The 22,169-nt window shown below is 29.3% G+C and carries 17 protein-coding genes; 2 read left to right on the top strand and 15 right to left on the bottom strand.

Annotated features, from left to right (window positions below):
• Window positions 1-50 precede the first annotated feature (50 nt).
• From H6411_RS05490 to H6411_RS05505, 4 genes are all read right to left on the bottom strand, one after another.
• Complete coding sequence (locus H6411_RS05490) at window positions 51-1,016, bottom strand: hypothetical protein (protein ID WP_216083645.1); 966 nt, start codon at window positions 1,014-1,016, stop codon at window positions 51-53.
• Window positions 1,017-1,121: 105 nt separating this feature from the next.
• Entirely contained in the window at window positions 1,122-2,105 is a 984-nt protein-coding gene (locus H6411_RS05495) for a hypothetical protein (RefSeq protein WP_216083646.1), read from the bottom strand.
• Between the two features lie 110 nt (window positions 2,106-2,215).
• A complete protein-coding gene (locus H6411_RS05500) occupies window positions 2,216-3,190 on the bottom strand; it encodes a hypothetical protein (RefSeq protein ID WP_216083647.1) in 975 nt (324 codons plus the stop codon).
• A gap of 120 nt (window positions 3,191-3,310) precedes the next feature.
• Entirely contained in the window at window positions 3,311-4,309 is a 999-nt protein-coding gene (locus H6411_RS05505; RefSeq protein ID WP_216083648.1) for a hypothetical protein, read from the bottom strand.
• Window positions 4,310-5,682: 1,373 nt separating this feature from the next.
• On the opposite strand from H6411_RS05505, the gene H6411_RS05510 reads away from it, so the two are divergent.
• Window positions 5,683-6,582 (top strand): hypothetical protein, encoded by a 900-nt coding sequence (locus H6411_RS05510; RefSeq protein ID WP_216083649.1) that lies wholly within the window; start codon window positions 5,683-5,685, stop codon window positions 6,580-6,582.
• 115 nt (window positions 6,583-6,697) lie between these two features.
• On the opposite strand, the gene H6411_RS05515 is transcribed toward H6411_RS05510, so the two are convergent.
• The 4 genes from H6411_RS05515 to H6411_RS05530 all read right to left on the bottom strand — a co-directional run bounded on the left by H6411_RS05515 (window position 6,698) and on the right by H6411_RS05530 (window position 11,263).
• Window positions 6,698-7,669: a hypothetical protein gene (locus tag H6411_RS05515; protein WP_216083650.1), complete on the bottom strand. Its 972-nt coding sequence runs from the start codon at window positions 7,667-7,669 to the stop codon at window positions 6,698-6,700.
• A gap of 111 nt (window positions 7,670-7,780) precedes the next feature.
• Window positions 7,781-8,752 carry a hypothetical protein gene (locus H6411_RS05520; RefSeq protein WP_216083651.1) on the bottom strand — a complete coding sequence of 324 codons (972 nt, stop codon included), beginning with the start codon at window positions 8,750-8,752 and terminating at the stop codon, window positions 7,781-7,783.
• Between the two features lie 89 nt (window positions 8,753-8,841).
• Window positions 8,842-9,816 carry a hypothetical protein gene (locus H6411_RS05525; RefSeq protein ID WP_216083652.1) on the bottom strand — a complete coding sequence of 325 codons (975 nt, stop codon included), beginning with the start codon at window positions 9,814-9,816 and terminating at the stop codon, window positions 8,842-8,844.
• A gap of 184 nt (window positions 9,817-10,000) precedes the next feature.
• Window positions 10,001-11,263 carry an N-6 DNA methylase gene (locus tag H6411_RS05530; protein ID WP_216083653.1) on the bottom strand — a complete coding sequence of 421 codons (1,263 nt, stop codon included), beginning with the start codon at window positions 11,261-11,263 and terminating at the stop codon, window positions 10,001-10,003.
• Between the two features lie 1,313 nt (window positions 11,264-12,576).
• Between H6411_RS05530 and H6411_RS05535 the strand changes: the two genes are divergently transcribed.
• The gene (locus H6411_RS05535; RefSeq protein WP_216083654.1) at window positions 12,577-13,791 is read left to right on the top strand and encodes an N-6 DNA methylase; all 1,215 of its coding nucleotides are present in this window, start codon (window positions 12,577-12,579) and stop codon (window positions 13,789-13,791) included.
• Between the two features lie 118 nt (window positions 13,792-13,909).
• Here the strand turns inward: H6411_RS05535 and H6411_RS05540 are convergent, their stop codons facing one another.
• The 7 genes from H6411_RS05540 to H6411_RS05570 all read right to left on the bottom strand — a co-directional run bounded on the left by H6411_RS05540 (window position 13,910) and on the right by H6411_RS05570 (window position 21,903).
• Window positions 13,910-15,361, bottom strand: a complete 1,452-nt coding sequence (locus tag H6411_RS05540) for an MIP family Ig-specific serine endopeptidase (RefSeq protein ID WP_216083655.1) — start codon at window positions 15,359-15,361, stop codon at window positions 13,910-13,912.
• A 124-nt stretch (window positions 15,362-15,485) separates the two neighbouring features.
• On the bottom strand, window positions 15,486-16,484 hold the full coding sequence (locus H6411_RS05545; RefSeq protein WP_216083656.1) for a hypothetical protein: 999 nt from the start codon (window positions 16,482-16,484) through the stop codon (window positions 15,486-15,488).
• A 95-nt stretch (window positions 16,485-16,579) separates the two neighbouring features.
• Window positions 16,580-17,566, bottom strand: coding sequence for a hypothetical protein (locus H6411_RS05550; protein WP_216083657.1), 987 nt, complete (start codon window positions 17,564-17,566; stop codon window positions 16,580-16,582).
• 96 nt (window positions 17,567-17,662) lie between these two features.
• A complete protein-coding gene (locus tag H6411_RS05555; protein ID WP_216083658.1) occupies window positions 17,663-18,676 on the bottom strand; it encodes a hypothetical protein in 1,014 nt (337 codons plus the stop codon).
• An 87-nt stretch (window positions 18,677-18,763) separates the two neighbouring features.
• Entirely contained in the window at window positions 18,764-19,735 is a 972-nt protein-coding gene (locus H6411_RS05560) for a hypothetical protein (RefSeq protein ID WP_216083659.1), read from the bottom strand.
• Between the two features lie 103 nt (window positions 19,736-19,838).
• A complete protein-coding gene (locus H6411_RS05565; protein WP_216083660.1) occupies window positions 19,839-20,825 on the bottom strand; it encodes a hypothetical protein in 987 nt (328 codons plus the stop codon).
• A gap of 115 nt (window positions 20,826-20,940) precedes the next feature.
• Window positions 20,941-21,903, bottom strand: a complete 963-nt coding sequence (locus tag H6411_RS05570) for a hypothetical protein (RefSeq protein ID WP_216083661.1) — start codon at window positions 21,901-21,903, stop codon at window positions 20,941-20,943.
• Window positions 21,904-22,169 lie beyond the last annotated feature (266 nt).

Below are 22,169 nucleotides of genomic sequence, written 5' to 3' on the forward strand. Positions count from 1 at the left end.
GATTTAAAGAAAGTTGCATCTAGTTTTTCTTTTTTTAACAAATTAAGTTTTTACTCTTTTTCGCCTTTATCAGAACAGTACCTTCATGCATCCTCTATTTCATCTTGTATTTGACTATCTCCTAAGTAAAAGTCTTCGCAGACTTTATTTAAAGCTGTTGCATTGTCGTTTGAAATGTCTCAACCTTTATTTACATTTTTAAATTTATTACTTAGAGGAAAAGCGCTTGTTTCGTTTTTCTTATCTTCCTCTAGACGGTATTGATATGATCACTCTCATCATTTTTGACTGTAGTTGTAAATAACAAATTTATTTCTATTGTTTTGTATTTGTGCGTTTTTAATATTTCCTTTTTTAGACTGCTCAACTGTTAAATAAATTATTTCTTCTTCTGTTTGCCCTTTAGGAAATTTAGCTTTTTTTGCTTTAGAAATTGCTTTTGCTTCTTCACTTGAATCTGGGTTTACTGCATCTGTAGTACACATTAATCAGAATATAGGTTCATATTTTTTGAAATATCATCCTTCTGAATAACTTTTGTCACAGAACTGATTTAGGTGCAAACTTGTTGCAAATAGGTATTTTTTGTCTTCGTAACCGCCAACTATGTTGACATATCTACCAAAATTTCCATTTTTGAGCATATATTTTCTAGTTTCGTAAGTTTTTTCTCATCAATCTTTACTTTCTTTTCAATCTACAAATTTTGGTTTGTGACTTGTTATAGTGTGGAATCTGTATGCGCGATATCTAGTTTCGCTCTTTTCTACAGTTGTGTTTGAGGTTGTATGAATTCTAGGATCAATTTCATTTTGCGCACCTTTTCAAAAAACTGTTTTATTTTTCTTTCTTTCAATCTTTGTACTTTCAATATTTAAGTTGTTTAAAGCTGATACTTCTTCAGAAGAGCCTTGAGATAAAAAATAAATTTGTAATAGTTCATAGCCGGATACTCCTAAAACAGAATTAAAAGCAGTAACTGCTGAGGCTATTGTTATTTTCGATTCAGTAAGCACGTGATTTGTTTTTTGAGCATTAGAGTGTTTATTTTCGGAGCCTAAGATTTTTCTCTGCAGTAAATTAGTTTCTGTTTTTTTAAAAGCTACTTGTTTGTTTTTTACTTATTTATTCGAGATTTGCTCTCTTCCAGCATCAGAGCAGTATCTTCAGGCATCATCTATTTCATTTTGAGAATTATTGTTTGAAGCATCATAAAAATCTTTGCACACTTTATTTAGGGCTCCTGCATCATTGATTGAATCGTCTCAACCTTTGGTTGCATCTTTAAATTTTTTACTTAGAGGAAAAGAACTGGTTTCATCCTTTTTATCTACTTTTAATCTGTATTTATAAGATCATTCTCACCATTCTTTACTGTAGTCATAGACAATAAATTTACTTTTATTGCTGTCTACTTTTTTGTTTTTCATTTGATCTTTTTTCGCCTGTTCAACGGTTAAATAAGTTATTTCTTCTTGAGTCTTTCCTTTTTTAAATTTAGCTTTCTTGGCTTTAGAAATTATTTTCTCTTCTTCTTGTTGATCTGGATTTTTAGCATCTGTAGTACACATTAATCAAAAAATTTTTTTGTGACTTTTGTAATAATTTGTTTCAGAATAGTTTCTATCGCAAAATTGATTTAGATATAAGGTTGCAGAGTTTCTGTATTTTTGATCACTGTAGCTTCCAGAGATGTTTACAAGATCTTTAAAACCTCCATTTTCTAACATATATTTCCTAGTCAAATAAGTCTTATCTCATCACGCTTTATTTTCTTTTCAATCTACGAATTTTGATCTATGACTTCATATTTCGTGGAATCAATAAGCTGTATATCTACTTTTGTGTTGGAGCACTGTAGACGGCGAAACAGTGTGAAGTCTAGGATCAGAATCGCTTTGTGTTCCTGTTTCAAAAGTAACAGTCCCTTTTTTGTTTCTCTTTATTTTTGTTGCTTTAATTGTGTTGCTGTCTAAAGAAGATAATTCTTCTGAGGAATTGAGACCAAATAAATAGATTTGTAAAAACTCATACCCGGATATTACCAGAGCTGTATTTCCCGAAATTCCAGAAACAGCAATAGTTATCTTGGATTCAGTTAACAAATCTTTTTCCTTACTTTTAAAGTTTTTTGTTTAGATCAGAGATTTGATTTTTTAAATTTGTAAACTTTTTTGCCTAGTTATTTGTATATCTACTTGCTTGTCTTTTTAATTTATTGTTTTCCATCATCAGAGCAGTATCTTCAAGCATCATCTATCTCATCTTGAAAATTATTGCTTGTTTGTTCATAGAAGTCTTTACATACTTTATTTAGAGCTGTTGCGTTGTTGTTTAAATCTTCTCAACCTTGAATTATTGTTCTAAATTTGTTACTTAAAGGAAAAGGACTAGTTTCATTTTTTCTATCTGCTTCTAGTCTATATTCATAGGATCATTTTCATCATTCTGGACTGTAGTCGTAGATTACAAATTTAGTTTTTGCATCTTCGGTTATTTTTGTGTTATTTATACCTTTCTTTTTCGCTTGTGTAATTGTTAAATAAGTTATTTGTTTTTTCTTACCGTCTTTTATTTGAAATTCTGCTTTAGTTGCCCACGAAATTACTTCTTCGCTATCATTTTTTTCTGGATTTTTCCCATCAATAGTGCACATTAATCAAAACTGTTCTTTGTATTTTTGAAAAAAGCTTCTATTTAAGTAGCCTTTATCGCAAAATTGATTCATGTGTAGATTTTTTGTTCATCAATGTTGTTGATCGCTATATCCTCCAACTATAGGAAAATATGGTTGAAAATTTTGATTTTTAATTACGTATTCTCTTTGTTTATAAGCATCTTCCCATCATGTTTTGTTTGCTTCTTCTCATCCGACTAATTTGTCTAAGTGATTTTTTATGTGTCTAACGCCAAAACCTTTGTGTTTTGTGTAATGTTTGCTTCCAATTATTATTGACGGGGCATGTCTTTTTCTAAGGTCAAAATTTGATGTTGTTCCTTTGGGAGTAGTTTTATTTCTTGTTCTTTTAATTTTTGTTACTTTTATTAATTCATTATTTAAGTTTTCAACTTCTATTGATTCTTCATTTAATGCATAATATATCTTTAATAACTCACTCCCAGACACTCCTAAAGCTGCATTGGCTGCAATAACAGAAAAAGTGATAGTTACTTTTGACTCAGTTAACACCTTACTTCTATAAAAAAGTAGTTTGTTTATCTCAGGTATTGAAATCTTGATATCTAACGAATCGATTTTGAAAGTTTTTTCTATAGTTACGTATTTACTTTTTTAGGTTCAGTTTTCTTATTAAGAATTAACTCCTACATCTGAACAGTACCTTCATGCATCCTCTATTTCATCTGATGTAGAACTATTACTTTCATATAGGTCTTTACATATTTTGTTTAGAGCTTCTCCCTTACTTAACTTTTCATCTCATCCTGAATTTGCTTTCCTAAATTTATCACTTAAAGGAAAATCGCTTGTTTCATCGTCTTTGTCTATTTTCAACCTATATTTATAAGACCATTCTCATCAATCTGGACTGTAATCGTAAACGACAAATTTGTCTTGTGAATTACTTATTTTTGTATTTTTTATCGTTTCTTTTTTAGATTGTTTGTAGTTGAAATAAGTGATTTCTTTTTCTTGTTCGCCTTCTCAGAATCTTGCTTTTGTAGCTTCAGCAATTTCTTGCGAACTATCTGTTTCATCTGGATCTTTTCCTTCTACAGTGCACATTAATCAGAATTGTTTTCTGTATTTTTTATAGTAATTGGTTTGCGCATAGCCTCTGTCACAAAACTGATTCATTGGTAATGGCTCAGAATGATTTTTGAAATATAGATTTGTTATGTTTTCCATACTGTAACCTTTGGTTATTTCTACTTTAGGATTTACGTCTTGACTTTTGATCATGTACTCCCTTTGTTTGTAGGTTTTTTCTCATCACGATTTATTGTCTGCTTCTCAACTTATTAACTTTCCTCTGTGCTGTTTTGGTATATGAAATAGCATAGAAGTTCTGTGTCTTTGATCTAAGTGATGTTTAACGATTTTTAAATTTGAGTCATTAGAAACCCTTAAATCAAATTTGCTTTGGGAATTATTTTTAAAAGTTGTTTCTTTTGTTCTCTTTCTTTTTGCTTTTGTTGTTTTAAATATCGAGTTTTCTAAATTAGTAATTTCTTCAGATGATTCTTGGCCAAGTAAATATATTCTTAATAGTTCATATCCAGATACTCCTAAAATCGAGTTAAAAGCAGCAACAGCTGTGGTTATTGTTATTTTTGATTCAGTAAGCACTTTATTTGTTTTTTGAGCATTAGGTTGTTTATTTTGGGAGACTTAAGATTTTTCTTTTCAGTAAATTAGTTTTTGTTTTTTAAAAGCTACTTGTTCGTTTTTACTTATGTATTTATTGAATTAAAAACGGCATATATTTCATGAAGAACAGTTCTAAAAAAGGTTTTAGATTTATTGATTTGCAATTCTTTATATCAGTCACAAACTATTTGTGTTGGATCTAATTTTCTTGCTTTCAATATCTATCTTATTTTTCCATATGCAATGACTTTAATAACTATTGATTTTCTAAATAGTTTTTCCGTTTCTTAAGCTCGTAATAAAAGGGCGCTTAGACCGAATAATTTATTAATTCTTTTATGACTTCAATTTTTAGCCTGTAAGGCCTTAAGTTTTTTCATTGCTTAATTATTTCTATATCTAATTGATTTCTAACTGTCTATAGGCTTTTTAAAGCACTAGAAACATATTAAAAATTTAGTTCCTATTGTTAATTTGATAGGTGTTTTTTGTTTTTACTTAATAGAAAGTTCAAAACAATTTATAGATTGTTGAAGTTGAGTAAAAACATTTAAGAAAACTTTTACTTATACTTTTTCTTTTATTTTTCTATAGGTTTTTTTACAAAGTAAAAAAATAGAGGGGGACAAATTTTGATGGTGAAAGGGGACAATTTATGATGGACATCAGGGACAGTTTGTGATGGTGAAAATAAATCTTTGTTTTAGAAAGTGGTATTCGAATAGATACCTGACAATTGCTTACTTTTATGACTTCAATTTCAATCTATTAGGGCTTTAAGTTATTAGGTTGTCTGAGAATTAAAAATCTAGAGGAGAAAAATAGTTTTTATTTATGTGTTTATTGAATTGAAAACAGCATATGTTTCGCAAGGAAAAGATCTAAAAGAAGTTTTATGATTTGTAATTCTTTAGTTTCGTATAAATCAGTATTGGTTTTGAAGATGCTTTAGCGATTGTCGATAGTTTATTAATTCTTTTCAAGAAAGAGAACAAATAGATTTATTGACTTAATTGACTGTTTTAGAAAGTGGTGTTTGGTATTTATCTAATAAGTGCTTACTCTTATGACTTCAATTTTTAAGCTATAAGGCCTTAAGTTTTTGCATTGCTTGATTACTTCTATATTTAATTGATTTTTAACTATCTATAGATCTTTTAAAGTGCTAGAAACATATTAAAGATTTAGTTCTTATTCTTAATTTGATAGTTGTTTTGTGTTTCTACTTAATAGATAAGCTCAAAACAATTTAAAGCTTTTTGAAGTTGAGTAAAAATATCTAAGAAAACTTTTTATATATCGAGAAATAGACGAAAAAACAAATCAAATAAAAGTAAGAGATATAGTAAATTTTGAAACTTAAGACAGACGAGAAATTTTACAATTCCGACTGAATTTCCTCAGTTTTTTATGGTTATATGAATTTTTTTCAAATAAATACAAAATTAGTTTCGCAAACCGATCTTAAAAAACACGAACAACTATTTTTAAGTAGAGTTTTCTTAAAAGTTGCAGTTGGTTTTTTAATTTATGGTTTTTTTATCACCGGTTTAATTCCCATAGTTTATAAGGAGCTAGGACTCGATTCAGGAATAATAACAGCAATATGTTTCTTGGTGCCAACTGCGATCTGTGGGTTAATTGCTCGAATGATAGATCAAATTGAAATAAAGAAAAAAGTCTATTGTCTCATATATTTTGTCTTCGTTTTTTTAACGTATACTTTTTCAATCCTGGGACTTGCAGCATGTTTCTTGGATTTTAGTTTTGTAAAGAAATTAGATTTTGATGTAGCGATTTTTCAGACATCACTTTTATTTACAGCAGTTTTTATAGTTGGTTTTTTAATTTATTTAATTCCTGCAATAGTCGGATTTTTTATTTCAAGAAAAACAGCCATTTCCTTAAAAAAATTTATCAGTTTGGCATCTACAACGACAACACTTGTCCTAGTAATGTTTGCGGCTTTTTTAGTAGTGTGTTTTAAAGTCATTTTTAAAAAAGCTGATCCCGATTTCATAATTCTTATTACAACATTCATTTCTGTAAAAACTGTTTTATTTTTGGCTAGTACAGTAAAGAATACTTTTAGAATGAAAAAAACAATGAAAAATATTGACTATAAAAATCTTGAAGAATTGAGATTATGAGAGTTTAGTTTTGTTACAAGAAATTTGGATAATATTTTCACATTAATTTTTGATGCATTATCTTTTCTACTAATATGAGTATTTGATCTTTTTTACGATTAGATACTTTTTCTAACTAAATGAAACACACATTTCAAGCTATAAAGCTTTAAGTTATTAGGTTGTTTAGGAATTAAAAATCTAAAGGAGAAATAGTTTTACTTATTTAATTTGCAATCTATGCTTTTCCAGTATCAGTACAGTATCTTCAAGCATCATCTATTTCATCTTGAGTAAGGCTATTTTCTTGTTCATAGAATTTTTTACACGCAGTGTTTAAGTTTGTTTCATCGCTGTAATTAGTTTCTTCCCATCCTTTATTTACTTTCTTGAATTTTTCACTTAAAGGAAAAGCACTTGTTTCATCAGCTTTGTCTATTTGCAATCTATATTCATAAGATCATTTTCATCATTTTTCACTGTAGTCATAAACCACAAATTTATCTTCTTTGCCTTTTATGTTTGTGTTTTTCGTTTCTGGTTTCTTGGCTTGTTTAAAGGTTAAATAAGTTATTTCTTCTTCTTGATCCCCTTTAGGGAATTTTGCTTTCTTTGCCTGTGAAATTATTTTTGCTTCTTCTCCTTCATCTGGATTCTTAGCATCAGTAGTACACATTAACCAGAAAATGGTTTTATGTTGGTTGTAATACGCTCTCTCTGTATAACTCTTGTCGCAAAACTGATTTAGATGTAGATCGTTCGATTGTAAATATGTTTGATTTTTATAAGCTCCGGCTATTGCTAATGAATTTTCAGGCTCGAGGTTTTCAAGCATATACTTCCTAGTTTTATAAGTCTCTTTTCATCAAGCTTCGTTGTCTTTTCAATCTACTAATTTACTCTTATGTTTCCTTATGTTGTGAAAGCTGTAGATTCTGTATCTATCCGGCACTTGATCAACTGTTTTCCTATATGTTGTGTGAGTTCTAGGATCTAAAGTACCTTCAGTTCCTTTTTTCGAAGTAATAGTTTCATTCCTTTTTCTATTAGTTTTTATTTTGCTGATCTGAATATTCTCAACAGTAACAACCCCCCCAGAAGAACTTAAACCAAGTAGATATATTTTTAATAGTTCATGTCCAGAAACTCCTAATGCTGCATTTATGGAGGCAACAGAACAGGAGATGGTTATCTTTGATTCTGTTAGCAAATCTTTCTTTCAACTTAAAAAAGAATCTATTTAGATTAGCGAACTTAAATTTTTATGTTTTCGAATTTATTTGATTAATTATTTATATATCTACTTATTTGTTTTTTTAATCTATTGTTTTCCAGCATCAGTACAATATCTTCAAGCATCATCTATTTCATCTTGAGTAATGCTATTTTCACTTTCATAAAAATCTTGACATATTAGATTTAATGAAGTTTTTTTATTTGTTTCTTTACTTCAACCGGTAGTTGCGTTTTTAAATTTATCGCTCAAAGGAAAAGAGCTAACTTCACTATTTTTATCTACTTTTCATCTGTAATTAAAAGATCATTCTCATCATTCTGGACTGTAGTCATAGACAACAAATTTATCTTTGGCATTATTTGTTGTTGCGTTGTAAATGTTTGTTTTTTTCGCTTGTTCGACAGTTAAATAAATTATTTCTTCTTCTGTTTCTCCTTTATTAAATTTCGCTTTATTTATTTGAGAAATTGTTTGTGTATTTTCTTTGTCTTTTGGATTTTTAGCATCTGTAGTGCATAACAGTCAGAATTGTTCTTCGTGTTCTCGAAAATATGAATTATTTGAATAACCGTAATCACAGAATTGATTCATATGTAATTCTGATGCTTGTCAATATTGTTGATTTTTGTATCCTCCAACTATGTTTACATATTTTTCAAAGTTGGCATTTTCTAAAACGTATTTTCTTTTTTCGTAGGTTTTTTCCCATCATTCTTTGTTTTCTTTTCAATCTACAAATTTTCCCTTGTATTGAGATATTTGATGAAAGCTATATACGGTGTATTTTGCAGGGTTTTTGTCAACTGTAGTTGGATTAACATCTTTATAAATCCTTGGATCAAAATTGCTTTTGGTTTTAGGATCGAAGGAAACGGCGTTAGTTTTTATTCTAGAAACCGTTGTTTTTAAAAATATTGAATTATCCGAAGCAGATATTTCTTCTGATGAATTTCTTCCTAGTAGGTATATCTTTAAAAGTTCATTTCCGAAAACCCCTATAACTGTGTTGCCGGTAATTACAGACAAAATGATTGTTATTTTTGATTCTGTTAGCATGTCCTGTTTTTTGTTAAGTTGGGCGACTTCTAATAAGTTGTTAAGGTTTCTAAATAGCTATTTTTGGGTTTTTGAAAATTTACTTCCTTCTATGTATCTTTTTCTCCTTTGTCTGAACAATATCTTCAAGCATCATCTATCTCGTCTTGAGAATTATTGTTTGTTTGTTCGTAGAAGTCTTTGCAGACTTTATTTAAAGCTGTTGTATTTTCCCTTGAATCATCTCAACCTTTATCTATTTTTTTGAATTTGCCGCTTATAGGGAAGGCACTTGTTTCATTTTTTTTATCTTCCTGAAATCTATATTGGTAGGATCATTCTCATCAATTTGAGCTGTAGTCATAGACTACAAATTTATCTTTGGCACTATTTGTTGTTGCGTTGTAAATGTTTGTTTTTTTCGCTTGTTCGACAGTTAAATAAATTATTTCTTCGTCTTGATTTCCTTTTGGGAATTTTGCTTTTTTTGCTTGAGAGATTATTTTTGCTTCTTCTTGTGTTTCTGGATTTTTAGCATCAGTAGTGCACATTAACCAGAATATAGATTTATATTTTTCGAAATATGTCTTGCTCCAATAAACGTGATCACAAAATTGATTCAAGTGTAATTTTGTTTGACTTGCGTATGGTAAATTTTCGTATCCTCCTTCTATATTTACGTACTTTTTAAAATTCGCATTTTTAAGCATGTACTTTCTTACTTCGTAAGTCTTTTCTCATCATTCTTTGTTGTCTTTTCAATCTACAAACTTTGCTTTATGTTCTTGTGATATATGGCGAAATCTATAAATTCTGTATCTACTTTCATGATCATTAACCGTTGTTTTAGTAGTTTCATGAAGTCTAGGATCTAGAACATCCTTTGATTCTTTCCAAGCGATTGTCTTGCTTTTCTTCCTGGAAATTTTTGCATTGCTGATTGCAGTATTATCGAAAGAAGATAGTTCTTCTTGCGCGTTTCCATTTAATAAATAAATTTGTAGTAGTTCATACCCAGAAACTCCTAATGCTGCATTTATGGAGGCAACAGAACAGGAGATGGTTATCTTTGATTCTGTTAGCAAATCTTTTTCTTAACCCTAAAAAATACCTATTTAGATCGGGGAGTTGAATTTTTATCTACTTATTCAAATATCTACTTATTCAAATATCTACTTATCAAGAATTTTTCAACACATCCATTTGTTTATGCAAATAATAAAAAATATCAGTGTTTGATTAAGGAATAAAAAAATAATCTTTATGTTTTTACAAGTTGGAGTATCAACAAGGATAGCTATAGGCTATGCTTACGTAATGCAAGACTGAGAGCCTGTAATTTTTTCTAATTATTTTTGAATTGTCTACTAATTTTGCGACGCCTGAAATGTTTTTATTTTGTGTATAAATTTCAATTAATCTATTGATAATTTTTTCCGTTAGAACTAATTTTTTTTGTAGGGAAATTTTGTGGGCGCTTCGTAAATCCATAAGCATTTCATTTTTTATATACTCCCCTGAACTTTTTGCATTGATGAATAAAGTTTGATTAGATTTTTTGTTTTTTCTGAGAATAATTAAGTCTCTTACACCCCCAGAAAGTTGATTAGGCCAGTACACAAACTGCATAACACATTCTACGTAGTTATTCTTTACTAAATATTTCCTTGCTTCCAAGGAAATATCTCTTAAATAAGTAATTACAGCTACACCATCCTCGCTTAAATTATTCATGCAGTATTTAAAAAAAGAAATTTCATCTTCTTTTCTTAAAGATCTATATAAATTTGCCACTATTACATCAAATTTAGTTTTTTCTATAGGATTTAAGATTCCTAAATCAATAGACAGATTATCGTGATTTATTTTGTTTAAAAGCATATTTCCTAGACAATGTTTGTAGGCAGATGGACTACTGGTTCTTCCGAACATTTTTAGTTCTCTATTTGGATTAAATTGTTTTCAAATTTTTTGAAATTCTAAAAGTGTAGATCCGAAGTCGCATAAGGGATCACATACTGTTTGAATCTCACTATTTTTCAACAATGCTAGCCTTGATGATAGTTCTGATACTTCTGGGCAGTATGGTATTTGTTCGAAATGAGAGTAATAAGCAACTAAATATTCATAAGCTTCTGCAAAGTTGAATTTAGCTTCATAGTTTGAATTTAAATCTTGCATATCTTTTATTATTTTTTCGTTCAGCTTTAACTCCTGCTCTTTGTTTTTGAAATCGAACAAATTAAAATTCCTGAATAGTTCTTTGTATTTATCTATTGCGTGGTTTTCTATTTTTCTAACTACCTCTTTTAAGTAGATACTTAACCCATCAGAATTTTTTTCATATCTTTTCAGTACATTTCTGAATCTGTCCTCAGGGTAGATATAAAAACCTTTTTCTTTTAAATTTTCATCTATGTAATTAATTGATTCTTCTGACATGAATTTGTAAAGTATCAAAAATAAAAACCGTTCACTTGCTTTATTTATAAGAGGCTTGTAGAGCCTGTTTTTTTCTTTTTCAAAAGACATTATTTTTTAGAGAACTCAATTCTTTTAGCTTTAAAAAGTTTTTGAAAAATTAGTTGAGTGCAAACAAAATATAGAATCAAAGAGATAAAGAAAATAAGTCCTTGAAAAGAAAAGGCATATTCTACAGCATCGGGTTTACTGTCATCTGTGAACAGGGAATAGATTGCTCATGCATTTGTTAGGAAAAAAATTATGAATATAACAATCTGAAAAGATACTTTCAGCTTAAATGGTCGTTCTTTGAATTTCTGATACTTTATGAAATTTGAAATATTTTTATATGCTCAAAAAAAAATAAAAAAAGCTAATACTGTAAAAAACAGACAAGCAAAAGGGTGGCTGTTTCTAAATGCTTTTGTTGTTTTATATAAAACCGAAAACATGATTTCTTATTAGGATTTACTAAACAAATTAAATTTTTTCAGATAAATTGACTTGTCCAAATGCTTTTCGATTTGTTTTTTATTCTTTAAAAAATTAATTTCTCTATTCTAAAAAACGTAGTATCTAGTCAAGCACCAAATATGCGACAACTTACACATGGAGAAATATTAGTTGAATATGATACCTATATTCTTGTTAGTGAATAATAGACCAAGTCAATGCAGACCAATCTCAAAGAGAGCGATTTAAAGTGAATAGATAGATATCTAAAAAGTAAATCTAACTTGGTTATATCTTGAGCTTTGTATTTAGTTTTGAAATGTGTTCCCTGATTTGTTTTTTGTCATAATAAATCGTTTAAGGTCTTAAATTAAGAGAAGCATGAATGAGCGGAGCTCCACAATATCTTTTATATAAATTAAGTCATTTCTTGTTTTCAGGTAGCGCATAGAGAAAAATGAGAGGACGAGTGCTCAGTGATCTAATAAGAAATATGCCAGATAGACAATATTGAGCTGCCTTTTTATTAATTTGAGTATTTACTATAGTTTTTATTTGTTTAGCTATAAAAGATGCTCTTCATTTTTTGAAATATGAAAAATTCAAATGTTACCCTTCTAAATTAAAAATATTTTCTAAATTCGCGGCTATTGCAATTCTTGCTTTAATAAGTGAATATTCCATTATTTCTTGTTTGATGAGCGATAATAACCTTCCATTTTTAAGCTACTTCACCTCTATTTCAAGTTCTGTTTTTTTAATTTCTTGATTTCTGTATTTCTTTGGCACCAAGTCAATATCTTTCGTTTTCAGAAGTAAAAGAGTTTCTTTCGAAAATAATGTTTTTTAAAAAAGAAAAAAATTTACTTTATAGCCCTCTTGTAGAAAATACAAACAAGCGTTTTTTGTTTTTTATGCTCTATAGATTTATGTCAGAGGAACTAGATAACCATTCAGATGAAGATTTGCCGGAAGAACAAATAAGGTCAGTAATAGAAAGCAAAGGCTTTTATATTCCTGTTGAAAATAGATTTAGAAATGTATTTGAGAGATATGAAGGAGATTCTGATGGTCTAAGTATCTGTTTACAGAAAGTAGTTGAACAAATAGAAAACAGTTCAGTAGATGAATATAAGGCATTATTTAGAGATCTTTATTTCCTTAAATTTAAAGGTAGACAACAAGGATTAAAGTTGGATGAAATAGTTATAGAAGAAATGCAGAGTGTCCAGAATTTAGATTTAAATTCAAGTGAAAAAACTAAATTCAATTTTGCAGATGCTTACGAATATTTAGTGTCTACTTATTCTGCCTATGAAAGAATATACCACTGACCAGAAATATCAGAACTATTATCAAGGTTAGTGCTATTGAAAAATAGCGAAATCAAAACAGTGTGTGACCCTTTGTGTGATTTCGGTTCTACGCTTCTTGTATTCGAAAAAACTTGAAAACAATCTAATCCTTCTCAAGACTTAAAAATCTTTGGAAGAACTAACAATTTATCAGCTTATAAAGATTGTCTAACAAATATGCTTTTGCATAATATAAACCACAATAATTTATCAATTGGTTTTGGTAATCTGAATAGAGAGGAATCTACAAAGTTTGACGCAATAGTAACTAATTTATATAGTCCCTTAGATAAGAAAAATCAAATTTCTTTTTTTAAATATTGTTTAGAAAATCTGAATGAGAACGGCATAGCTGCAATTGCATATTCAAAAAATATTTCTAAGGAAGTCAGAAAATATCTAATAGAAAATAACTGTGTTGAATGTGTCATACAATTCAGAATTGAAAAGGATTTACATTTCTGAGGATGTATAAAAAATTTAATCATCCTTAGAAAATCAAAAAAATTAGATCAAACGCTATTTATTAATGCAACAACTATAGGAGATCATATAGAGGATGAAACGTTGTTTTTTGGTTTCAGAGACCTTTGTTCTTTCTGGGGAAAATTATCTTTAAATGAAGAAAATATAAATTGAATAATTGATATTTGCAAGAGAAATAAAAGTATTAGACGTAAGTCTAGATTAGTTGACAATTTAAAGATCAAGGAGAAGAAATATAGCTTTAAAGTTGCTAATTATGTAAATGTTCCAAAATTGAAAATAAGTTTTGTTAGATGAATTTAAGTCTTGTAGGTTAGAAATTGAAGTATGAGCATGATATTGATTGTTGCAAAAATGACTAATGATATTAAGGATGTGTTTCGTATTTTGCTCAACTTTATTTCTTATTAATGTTTGGTGCTTATTTAAACCTCCATCCTCTATCTCTGCTTAAAGCAGTTTCATATCCTCTAGATAAGTAATATTTAACTACTTGACTTTTGTAGGATGACAGTTGACCCACTTCTCCTTCTAATAAGTCATATTTAGGGTAAACTATCTTTCCATTTTCATACAACCCCTTAGATCTAAGGGGTTCAATTCCATTTCTATAGGTATCGTTGCCTATGAAATTCAAACCTATTACGTTTTTATTTTCATCTACAGCTAAAGAGCCTGAAGATCCTTTAATTAAAGGAAAATCAGAGTCTATGCTGTAATGATATCCTCAGGATATGTAATTAACATTTCCAAAATTTTGTGTCAATGAAGTGTTTCAATGGCCTATTACTTCTCTTTCTCATCCACCAGAAGATCTTCAATCCAATTCACTAGCTTTCTTTTTAAATGGAGAAAAGTTACCTTGACTTCTAAATGTGTGGGGTATATTTGATGGATATCCTGCTAAAAAATAATTCATCTTATCTGCTTTTATGTCTTTAGTCGTTTTTGAAACTAACAATTCTTCAGAAAAAAAATTTAACGCCTTATCTTTTATCTTTCCTTTTTCTTTGTCATATTTGTTATAGAAGTCTCGAGTTATCAACTGAGCTGTTTTTTCATTTTTAAAATCGACTTCTACTACTGCAAAATCTTTGAAATAATTGGGATGTTTTAGAGGTTTTTTAGATAATGAAGAGATATCGACACCTAAATAATTTATAGGAGCGTAAAAGAGCTTTGCATTATTTTCTGAAAAATAAAGATATTCTTTATCTATTCCATTCGCTGCATTATGCAAATCTGAATTTTTAACTTCTTGTTTAGGAGCTTTTGTTCAATACTCTGGAGCTAATTCTTTATATTGTTCTTCATCGGTTATTGTTGTTCAATCTTTGTTTCTCTCTTTAGAGATGATTCAAGGTTCATGAGAATCTCACAGTAAATCTGTAATTTTGAATGATCTAGGAGATTGAGGAAGTACTTGTTTATAGGGGTTGTCTCGAAAATCAAAGCCTTCAATCACATGATAATTAGTTGCTATGAACCATTTAGTTGGATATTTTCGATTCCCTCTAGGAAGAACATAATCTAAAAATCAACTTGTCCCTGACCCTCTACGCCAACTCCACAATTTAAAACTGTAATCTTGTATTGTCTTTATTATTTCTTTACCTTTTGCTACGTCAATTTTTTTGCTTTCATTTCAACGTTCATATCATTCATAAGAATAATTTGATTCCCTATATACCTTTCATTCATGTGTATAATCTGCTGCTTTAGATTTCTCTAAATCAGCTATTAACTCTTTATTTTCAATAGCTAGCGGAATATAAACCTCTACTTCTTCTCTGTATATCAAATAGAAGATTTTTGGAGAAAAAGAAACTCCTATAAATGTAGGAACTAACGTGATAGGAATTCATTTATTCATGATTTATTAACTAGTAAATTGAAGAGTTAGGATATTTCAGTAAGTAGTGTTTTTAGATGTTTTAGATGTTTTAGATGTTTTAGATGTTTTAAGCAAATTGCCACATATTGTTTTTTGAGAATAATTATTGATTTTTCTTCCCTTCATCAGAACAATATCTTCATGCATCATCTATTTCGTCTTGCGATGTTGTGCCTGATTGTTCATAAAAATCTTTGCATATTTTGTTTAGCGCATTTGCTGAACTTACGTTTTCATCTCATCCTGAAGTAGCTTGTTTGAATTTTTCAGTTAAAGGGAAAGCGCTGGTTTCATCTTCTTTATCTACCTTAAGTCTGTAATTAAAAGATCAATCTCATCAATCTTGGCTGTAGTCGTAAATTACAAATTTACTTTTGTTCTCTTTTACTTGAGTATTTTTAGGATCTTCTTTTTTCGATTGTTCGAAATTTAAATAAGTTATTTCTTTTTTGTTTGAACCACTCTCAGGAAACCGTGCTTTTGATGCTGTAGAGATTTCTTGTGAATCTACATCATTATCTGGATTTTTTCCATTAATAGTGCACATTAATCAAAATTGTTGCTTGTATTTTTTGAAGTATGGTTGTCTTCCATATCCTTTGTCACAGAATTGGTTCATATGCAAAGGTTCATTATCTCCTCCCATGTAAACATTCGTATCATTGTAGGCTCCTAGGATAGTTATTTTTGGATTAACTTTTTGATTTTTTATCATGTATTCTCTTTGTTTGTAAGTGTTTCTTCATCATTGTTCGTTGTCTTTTTCTCAGCTAACTAATTGTTTTCTGTGTTGTTGATCTATATGTCTAAGGCTTGATGTTCTATGCCTTCTATCTTGAGGATGTTTAACTATTTTTGGGCTTGTGTCTTTAATTTCTCTTAAATCAAATTTATTTTGAGAGTTAGATTCAAAAGTTTTTTCTTTTGATCTTTTTCTGTAAGTGGTTATTTTTGTAACTGCTTCGTTGTTTATAGCTTCAACTTCAGTTGAGATTTCTTGATTTAGGAAATATACTTTCAAGAATTCGTATCCAGATACTCCTAAAGTTGCATTTCCTGCAACTCCAGAAACTACAATGGTTATCTTGGTTTCTCTTAGCAAAACTTAAATAAAAAAAGTTATTTATTTAAGTAAACAGAAATACAGTTGTTGCTGAATTAATTTTCTATTTTTTAAATATCAACACATTTGTCTTTTTAATTAGTTTCCTCTCCTATATCTGAACAATATCTTCAAGCATCATCTATTTCTTGTTGTGTTTTTGTATCAGTTTCTTCATAGAAGCTTTTGCAGACTGAGTTTAAACCTGTTGTTGATCTTGTTGTATTGTCTCAACCGTTTTTTACTTGTTTGAATCTATTACTTAAAGGAAAGAGGCTTGTTTCATTTTCTTTGTCTACTTTAAGTCTGTAATCAAAGGATCATTTCCATCAATCTTCGTTGTAGTCATAGACAACAAATTTATTTTTGTGATTTCCTATCTTGTTATTTTTTATGTTTGTTTTCTTAGATTGTTCTAAAGTTAAATAAGTTATTTCTTCTTCTTTTTCCCCTTTAAAAAATTTAGCTTTTGTTGTTTGAGAAATTACTTTCTCTTCTTCGGTATCATTTGGATTTTTCCCATCAATAGTACACATTAATCAGAACTGCGCTTCATGTTCTTGGAAATAGGAAGGATCAGAGTAAGCCTTATTACAGAACTGATTCATGTGTACATTGTTGATTAAATATTCGTTTGATTCGTTGCTGTAACCTCCTATTAAGTCAACGTATCTTTCAAAGTCCCTACTCTCTGATATGTATTTCCTTTTTTTATAGATCTCGTTTCACCAATCTGAATTATCGGAAAATAAAACTACTAATTTTTTATGATCTTGTTTTATCCCTTTAAGTGGATGTTCTGCTTGCTTTTGCTCTTTTTCAATATCAATTGTTTTTAGATCATTCTTTGTGTAAATCCTGGGATCGAAACTCTTTTGCGAATCTGTCACAAAAGAAACAGTCTTAGTTAACTTCCTTTCAATTTTTATTATTTCAATTGCTGAATTGTCTGCTTTTGTAATCTCTTCAAATGAACTTAGATGTAAAAAATACTCCTTCAGCAATTCGTATCCTATTATTCCTAAAGCTGTATTTCCAGAGATTGCTGAAATAATAATGGTCGCCTTTGTTTCCTTTAGCAAAGTAAAAATATTTAAAGATTTATCTTTTATTGCAAATTGACAAGTGTGTAGGGTGAGTATTATCTAATATTTTTAAAACAATTACAATTTATCTTTTTAAGTGTCTTTTTTTCCAGTATCGGAGCAATATCTTCAGGCATCATCTATTTCGTTTTGTGATGAATTGCCGCTATTTTCATAAAAGTCTTTGCAAACTTTATTTAGAGCATTTTGCTCATCTACTTTACTATCTCAACCTTTAGTTATGTTTTTGAAACTATCGCTTAAAGGAAATTTACTTTTTTCGTTTAATTTATCTACTTTAAATCTATATCTATAAGATCATTCTCACCAATCTTGGCTGTAATTGTGGACTACGAATTTATTTTTATGACTGTCAGATATTTGGCTATTCTTTATAGTTTTTTTTGATTGAGCAAGAGTTAAATAAAAAATTTTTTTATTGGAATTATTAATTGGAAACTCTGATTCAGTTCCTGTTGAAATTATTTTTGATTCTGCCTCTCTATCTGGATTTATCCCGTCAACTGAACAAATTAGTCAGAATTGATCTTTATGTTGTTGGTAGTAATTAGCGCTAATGTAACTTTTGTCGCAAAATTGGCTTGCATATACGTCTCCTGATAAATCTCAGTTCTGTTCAGAATTGTATCCCCCAACAATACTTACATATTTATTAAAATTTTGATTTTCAAGAATGTATTTTCTTTTTTTGTAAGTCTCCTCTCATCAATCCTTGTTATCATCAAAAACTCCAACAAGCTTACTTTTGTATTGGTTTAGATAGTAATTTCTATAAACAATGTATTTACTACTATATCTATCATTAATGGTTTTAGGTCTTGCTGTGTTGTTGTAAATTCTTGGATCGAAGCTTTTCTGAGATCCATTGTATGTAACAGTAGTGGTTCTAACCCTTGAGATTTTCGTTTTTTCTATTGATAAATTATCTGAAGTTTCAAATTCTCTTTCTTCTTCTTGATTTCAAAAATATGCTTTTAAAAGTTCATGTCCTGCTACTCCTAATGCTGAATTTCCTAATATAGCTGAGAAAACTAGAGTAACCTTAGTTTCCGTCAGTATGGGCATAAATCCTGCTGCCTCAGTCACGTTTAAATTAGGAATATAAGTTTTTAAGTTTCAATAATTTATTTGCTATTTTTTTGATTATCTACGTGTTAGTTTTTTAGAAGCTATTTATTGAGATGATTTGCCAATGTCAGAACAATATCTTCATGCATCATCTATTTCGTCTTGTGATGTTGTATCATTTTGTTCATAGAAATCTTTACATATTACATTCAAAGCTGTAGTTTTCTTTAATTCAGAATCTCATCCAGAACTAGCTTTTAAAAATTTACTGCTTAGAGGAAATTCGCTTTTTTCGTCTGCTTTATCTGCCAGAAATCTGTATGTATAGGATCAATTTCATCATTCTGGACTATAGTCATAGACAACAAAATTATCTTTATTTTTGATTTCTTTATTAATTATTCCTGTTTTTTTAGCTTGGTTTAGTGTCAGATAAGTTATTGATTCTTCTAGCTCTGCTCCTTTTTTAAAGTTTGCTTTTGTTGCATTGGAAATTCCAAAGGAATCATCATTTTCCGGATTTTTTCCGTCGATAGTACACATTAATCAAAATTGATCTTTATGTTTTTGAAAATACGTCCTACTCGAATAAGCATTTTCGCAAAACTGATTCATATGTAGATTTTTTGCTCACCAATAATTTTCGCTGTCGTATCCTCCAGTTATTTGTACATAAGGATTGAAATTTTGATTTTGAATAATGTATTTTCTTTGTTCGTAAGCTTCAATTCATCATTCTCGATTTGTGCTTTCTCAGGCTACTAAAGAATTGACATATTTTTGAAGATGATTTATGAAATAACCCTTATGACGTTTGTAATATCTATCACCAATTACTGTATTAGGATTATTACTTTTTCTAAGATCGAAATTAGATGATTTAGTCGGAGAAACTGTTTGAGTTCTAGTCCTAGATGTTTTTACTGATTTGAATATTTGATTTTCTGTAATTTCTACCACCTCTTCTGTTGGCGATCCAAAAAAATAGAACTTCAATAATTCATTTATTGAGACTACAAGAGCTGAATTACTTCCTGCAGCAGCGACTGTAAGCGTTATTTTCGTCTCGGTGAGCATTAATTAGTTTAGAGACAAAAAGCATGTTTAACTGAAGTGTGAAATATTCTTTATGTGACTTAATTTGTTTGTATTTTTTTGGATGTTTACTATTTCAAAATTTTTAATTAGTTTCTTTTCCTAAAACAGAACAATATCTCCATGAATCTTCAATTTCTTCTTTTGTGGGATTGTTAGCTTCATAGAACTCTTTACATGCTGTGTTGAGCGATTTGGCGTTATTTAGATTTTCATCTCATCCTTTTTCTATTTCAGTAAATTTTTTGCTTAATGGAAAAGCACTATTCTCTTCAGATTTATCTTTTTTTCATCTGTATTGATATGATCACTCTCACCATTCTGGTTTTCAGTCGTATACTACGTATTTATCTTTCTCTTTAACTTTTATGTTTTCAATATCAGATGTTTTTTTCTTAGCTTGAGCGAGCGTCATATAGATAATTTCTTTTTCTTGGGGTTTTTCGGTAGGAAATTTAGCTTTTTCAGCAAAAGAAATTCTTGAATCAGGATTTTTTTCATTTGGATTTTTCCCGTCTGTGGTACAGACTAATCAAAATAGATCTTCATAATCTTTAAATTGATAAGAATTTCAAGTTAGTAGTTCGCAAAATTGATTCATGTACACGGGTTTATTTAGGTATCAAACTGTTACTGTTGAATATCCTTTTTGAAATTGAACTTCTTTTGAGGAGAAATCTTGATTTTTAATCATGTACATTCTCTGTTCATAAACTGAGTCTCATCAATTTTGATTCTGGTTTCAAACTACTACTTTATTTCTGTGTTGTGCTATGTGTTTTACTTGTGAAATAACATGGCTTTTGTAACCGCTGTAATCTATTGTTGATGGTTTATCTTGTCGTGATCTAGGATCAAAACTTCTTTTGCTTTCAGGATTAAAACTAACAGTTGAAATTTTTTTTCTCGAAGGAATTGTAGTTCCTATGGAGCTGTTATCTAATGCAACTATTTCTTCGAATTCCTCTTTCTTTAATAGATACACCTTTAGGAATTCATTAATTGAAACTCCTAGAGTTGCATTTCCTCCGCCAGTAGCTATAGCTATCGTAATCTTGGATTCAGTAAGCATTTGACCCTTTATTATGGGGGGTCGACTGCATTTATCCAAGAAAGCAAATTTGATTTAAAGAATGTTTTTTATTTGAAATTTTTATTGGGTGAATAACAGATTATTTTTAGATTGTTTATTTTCCTTCTGCCGAACAATACCTTGAGGCGTCCTCTTGTTCATCTGCGGAACTACTTGCTTTTTCATAGAAATCTTTGCATACTTTATTTAGTGATTCCTTTTTCAACTTGCTATCTCAGTCTTTTTCTACTTTTTTAAATTTTTCACTTAAAGGATAGGCACTGCTTTCATCGGCTTTATCTTTTTGGAATCTATATTCGTAGGATCATTTTCATCATTCCTCGCTATAGTCATAGACTACATATTTATTTTTGTTTACAGAACTGAATTTTGCTTTATCTTCTTTTTTCTTTTTTGCTTGTTCTAAAGTCATGTAATCTATTGATTTTTCTTTTGGTGTTTTTTCCGGGGTTGGAAAGTTTGCTTTTTGCATTTGTGAAATCTTTTCACTTGATCTTCTTTCTCCCGGCTTTTTACCATCTACTGAACATATCAACCATAATAAGTCTTCATATTTTTTGTATTTAAATCGCTGACCGTAAACATATTTACAAAATTGATTCATATAAATTTCTTGATTTAAATTTTGAATAGGCGCCTTAGAAAATCCTTTTTTGAACTTTACTCCTGCTGAAGAAATGTCTTGATTTTTCATTATGTAGCTTCTTATTTCGTATATTGAGTTTCATCATTCTTGTTCTTCGTGTCCATTTACTAATTTACTTGAGTTTGCCTGCAGTTGACTTGCCATAAATGTAGAATATTCCGACATCATGTTTCTTGGAGTAGTTGTACTTTTTCTTGGATCAACATTGGTACTACTGCCTTTATAAGTTACTGCTTCAGTCTTTTTTCTAATGGGTGTTACATCGAAAGAACTACTATCTAATGTAGATAATTCATCAGAATCTCTCGTCATAAATAGGTAGAGTTTTAAGAATTCATTGAAATAAATACCAATAGCTGAATTTCCACCTATAGCAGCAACGCTCAATGTCATTTTTGTCTCTCTGAGCATTGTTTTTGTATGAGAGTTCGCTTATATTGGGTAGTAAATATGAGTGTCTAAATTTGATTTATTAAATGTTTTCTTAGTAATTAAATAGGTTTGTTTTTTATTGTCTCTCAGTATTGTCTCTCAGTATTGTCTCTCAGTATTGTCTCTCAGTATTGTCTCTCAGTATTGTCTCTCAGTATTGTCTCTCAGTATGTTTCATGATTTTCAAAAACCTTGAAATAGTAGTTTTTGAATTTATTTTTGATTTTTTATATAGAGCTTTTATT

The sequence above is a fragment of the Candidatus Mycoplasma haematohominis genome (genome assembly GCF_902712995.1).
Taxonomy (GTDB): Bacteria; Bacillota_I; Bacilli_A; order Mycoplasmatales; family Mycoplasmoidaceae; genus Eperythrozoon_B; species Eperythrozoon_B haematohominis.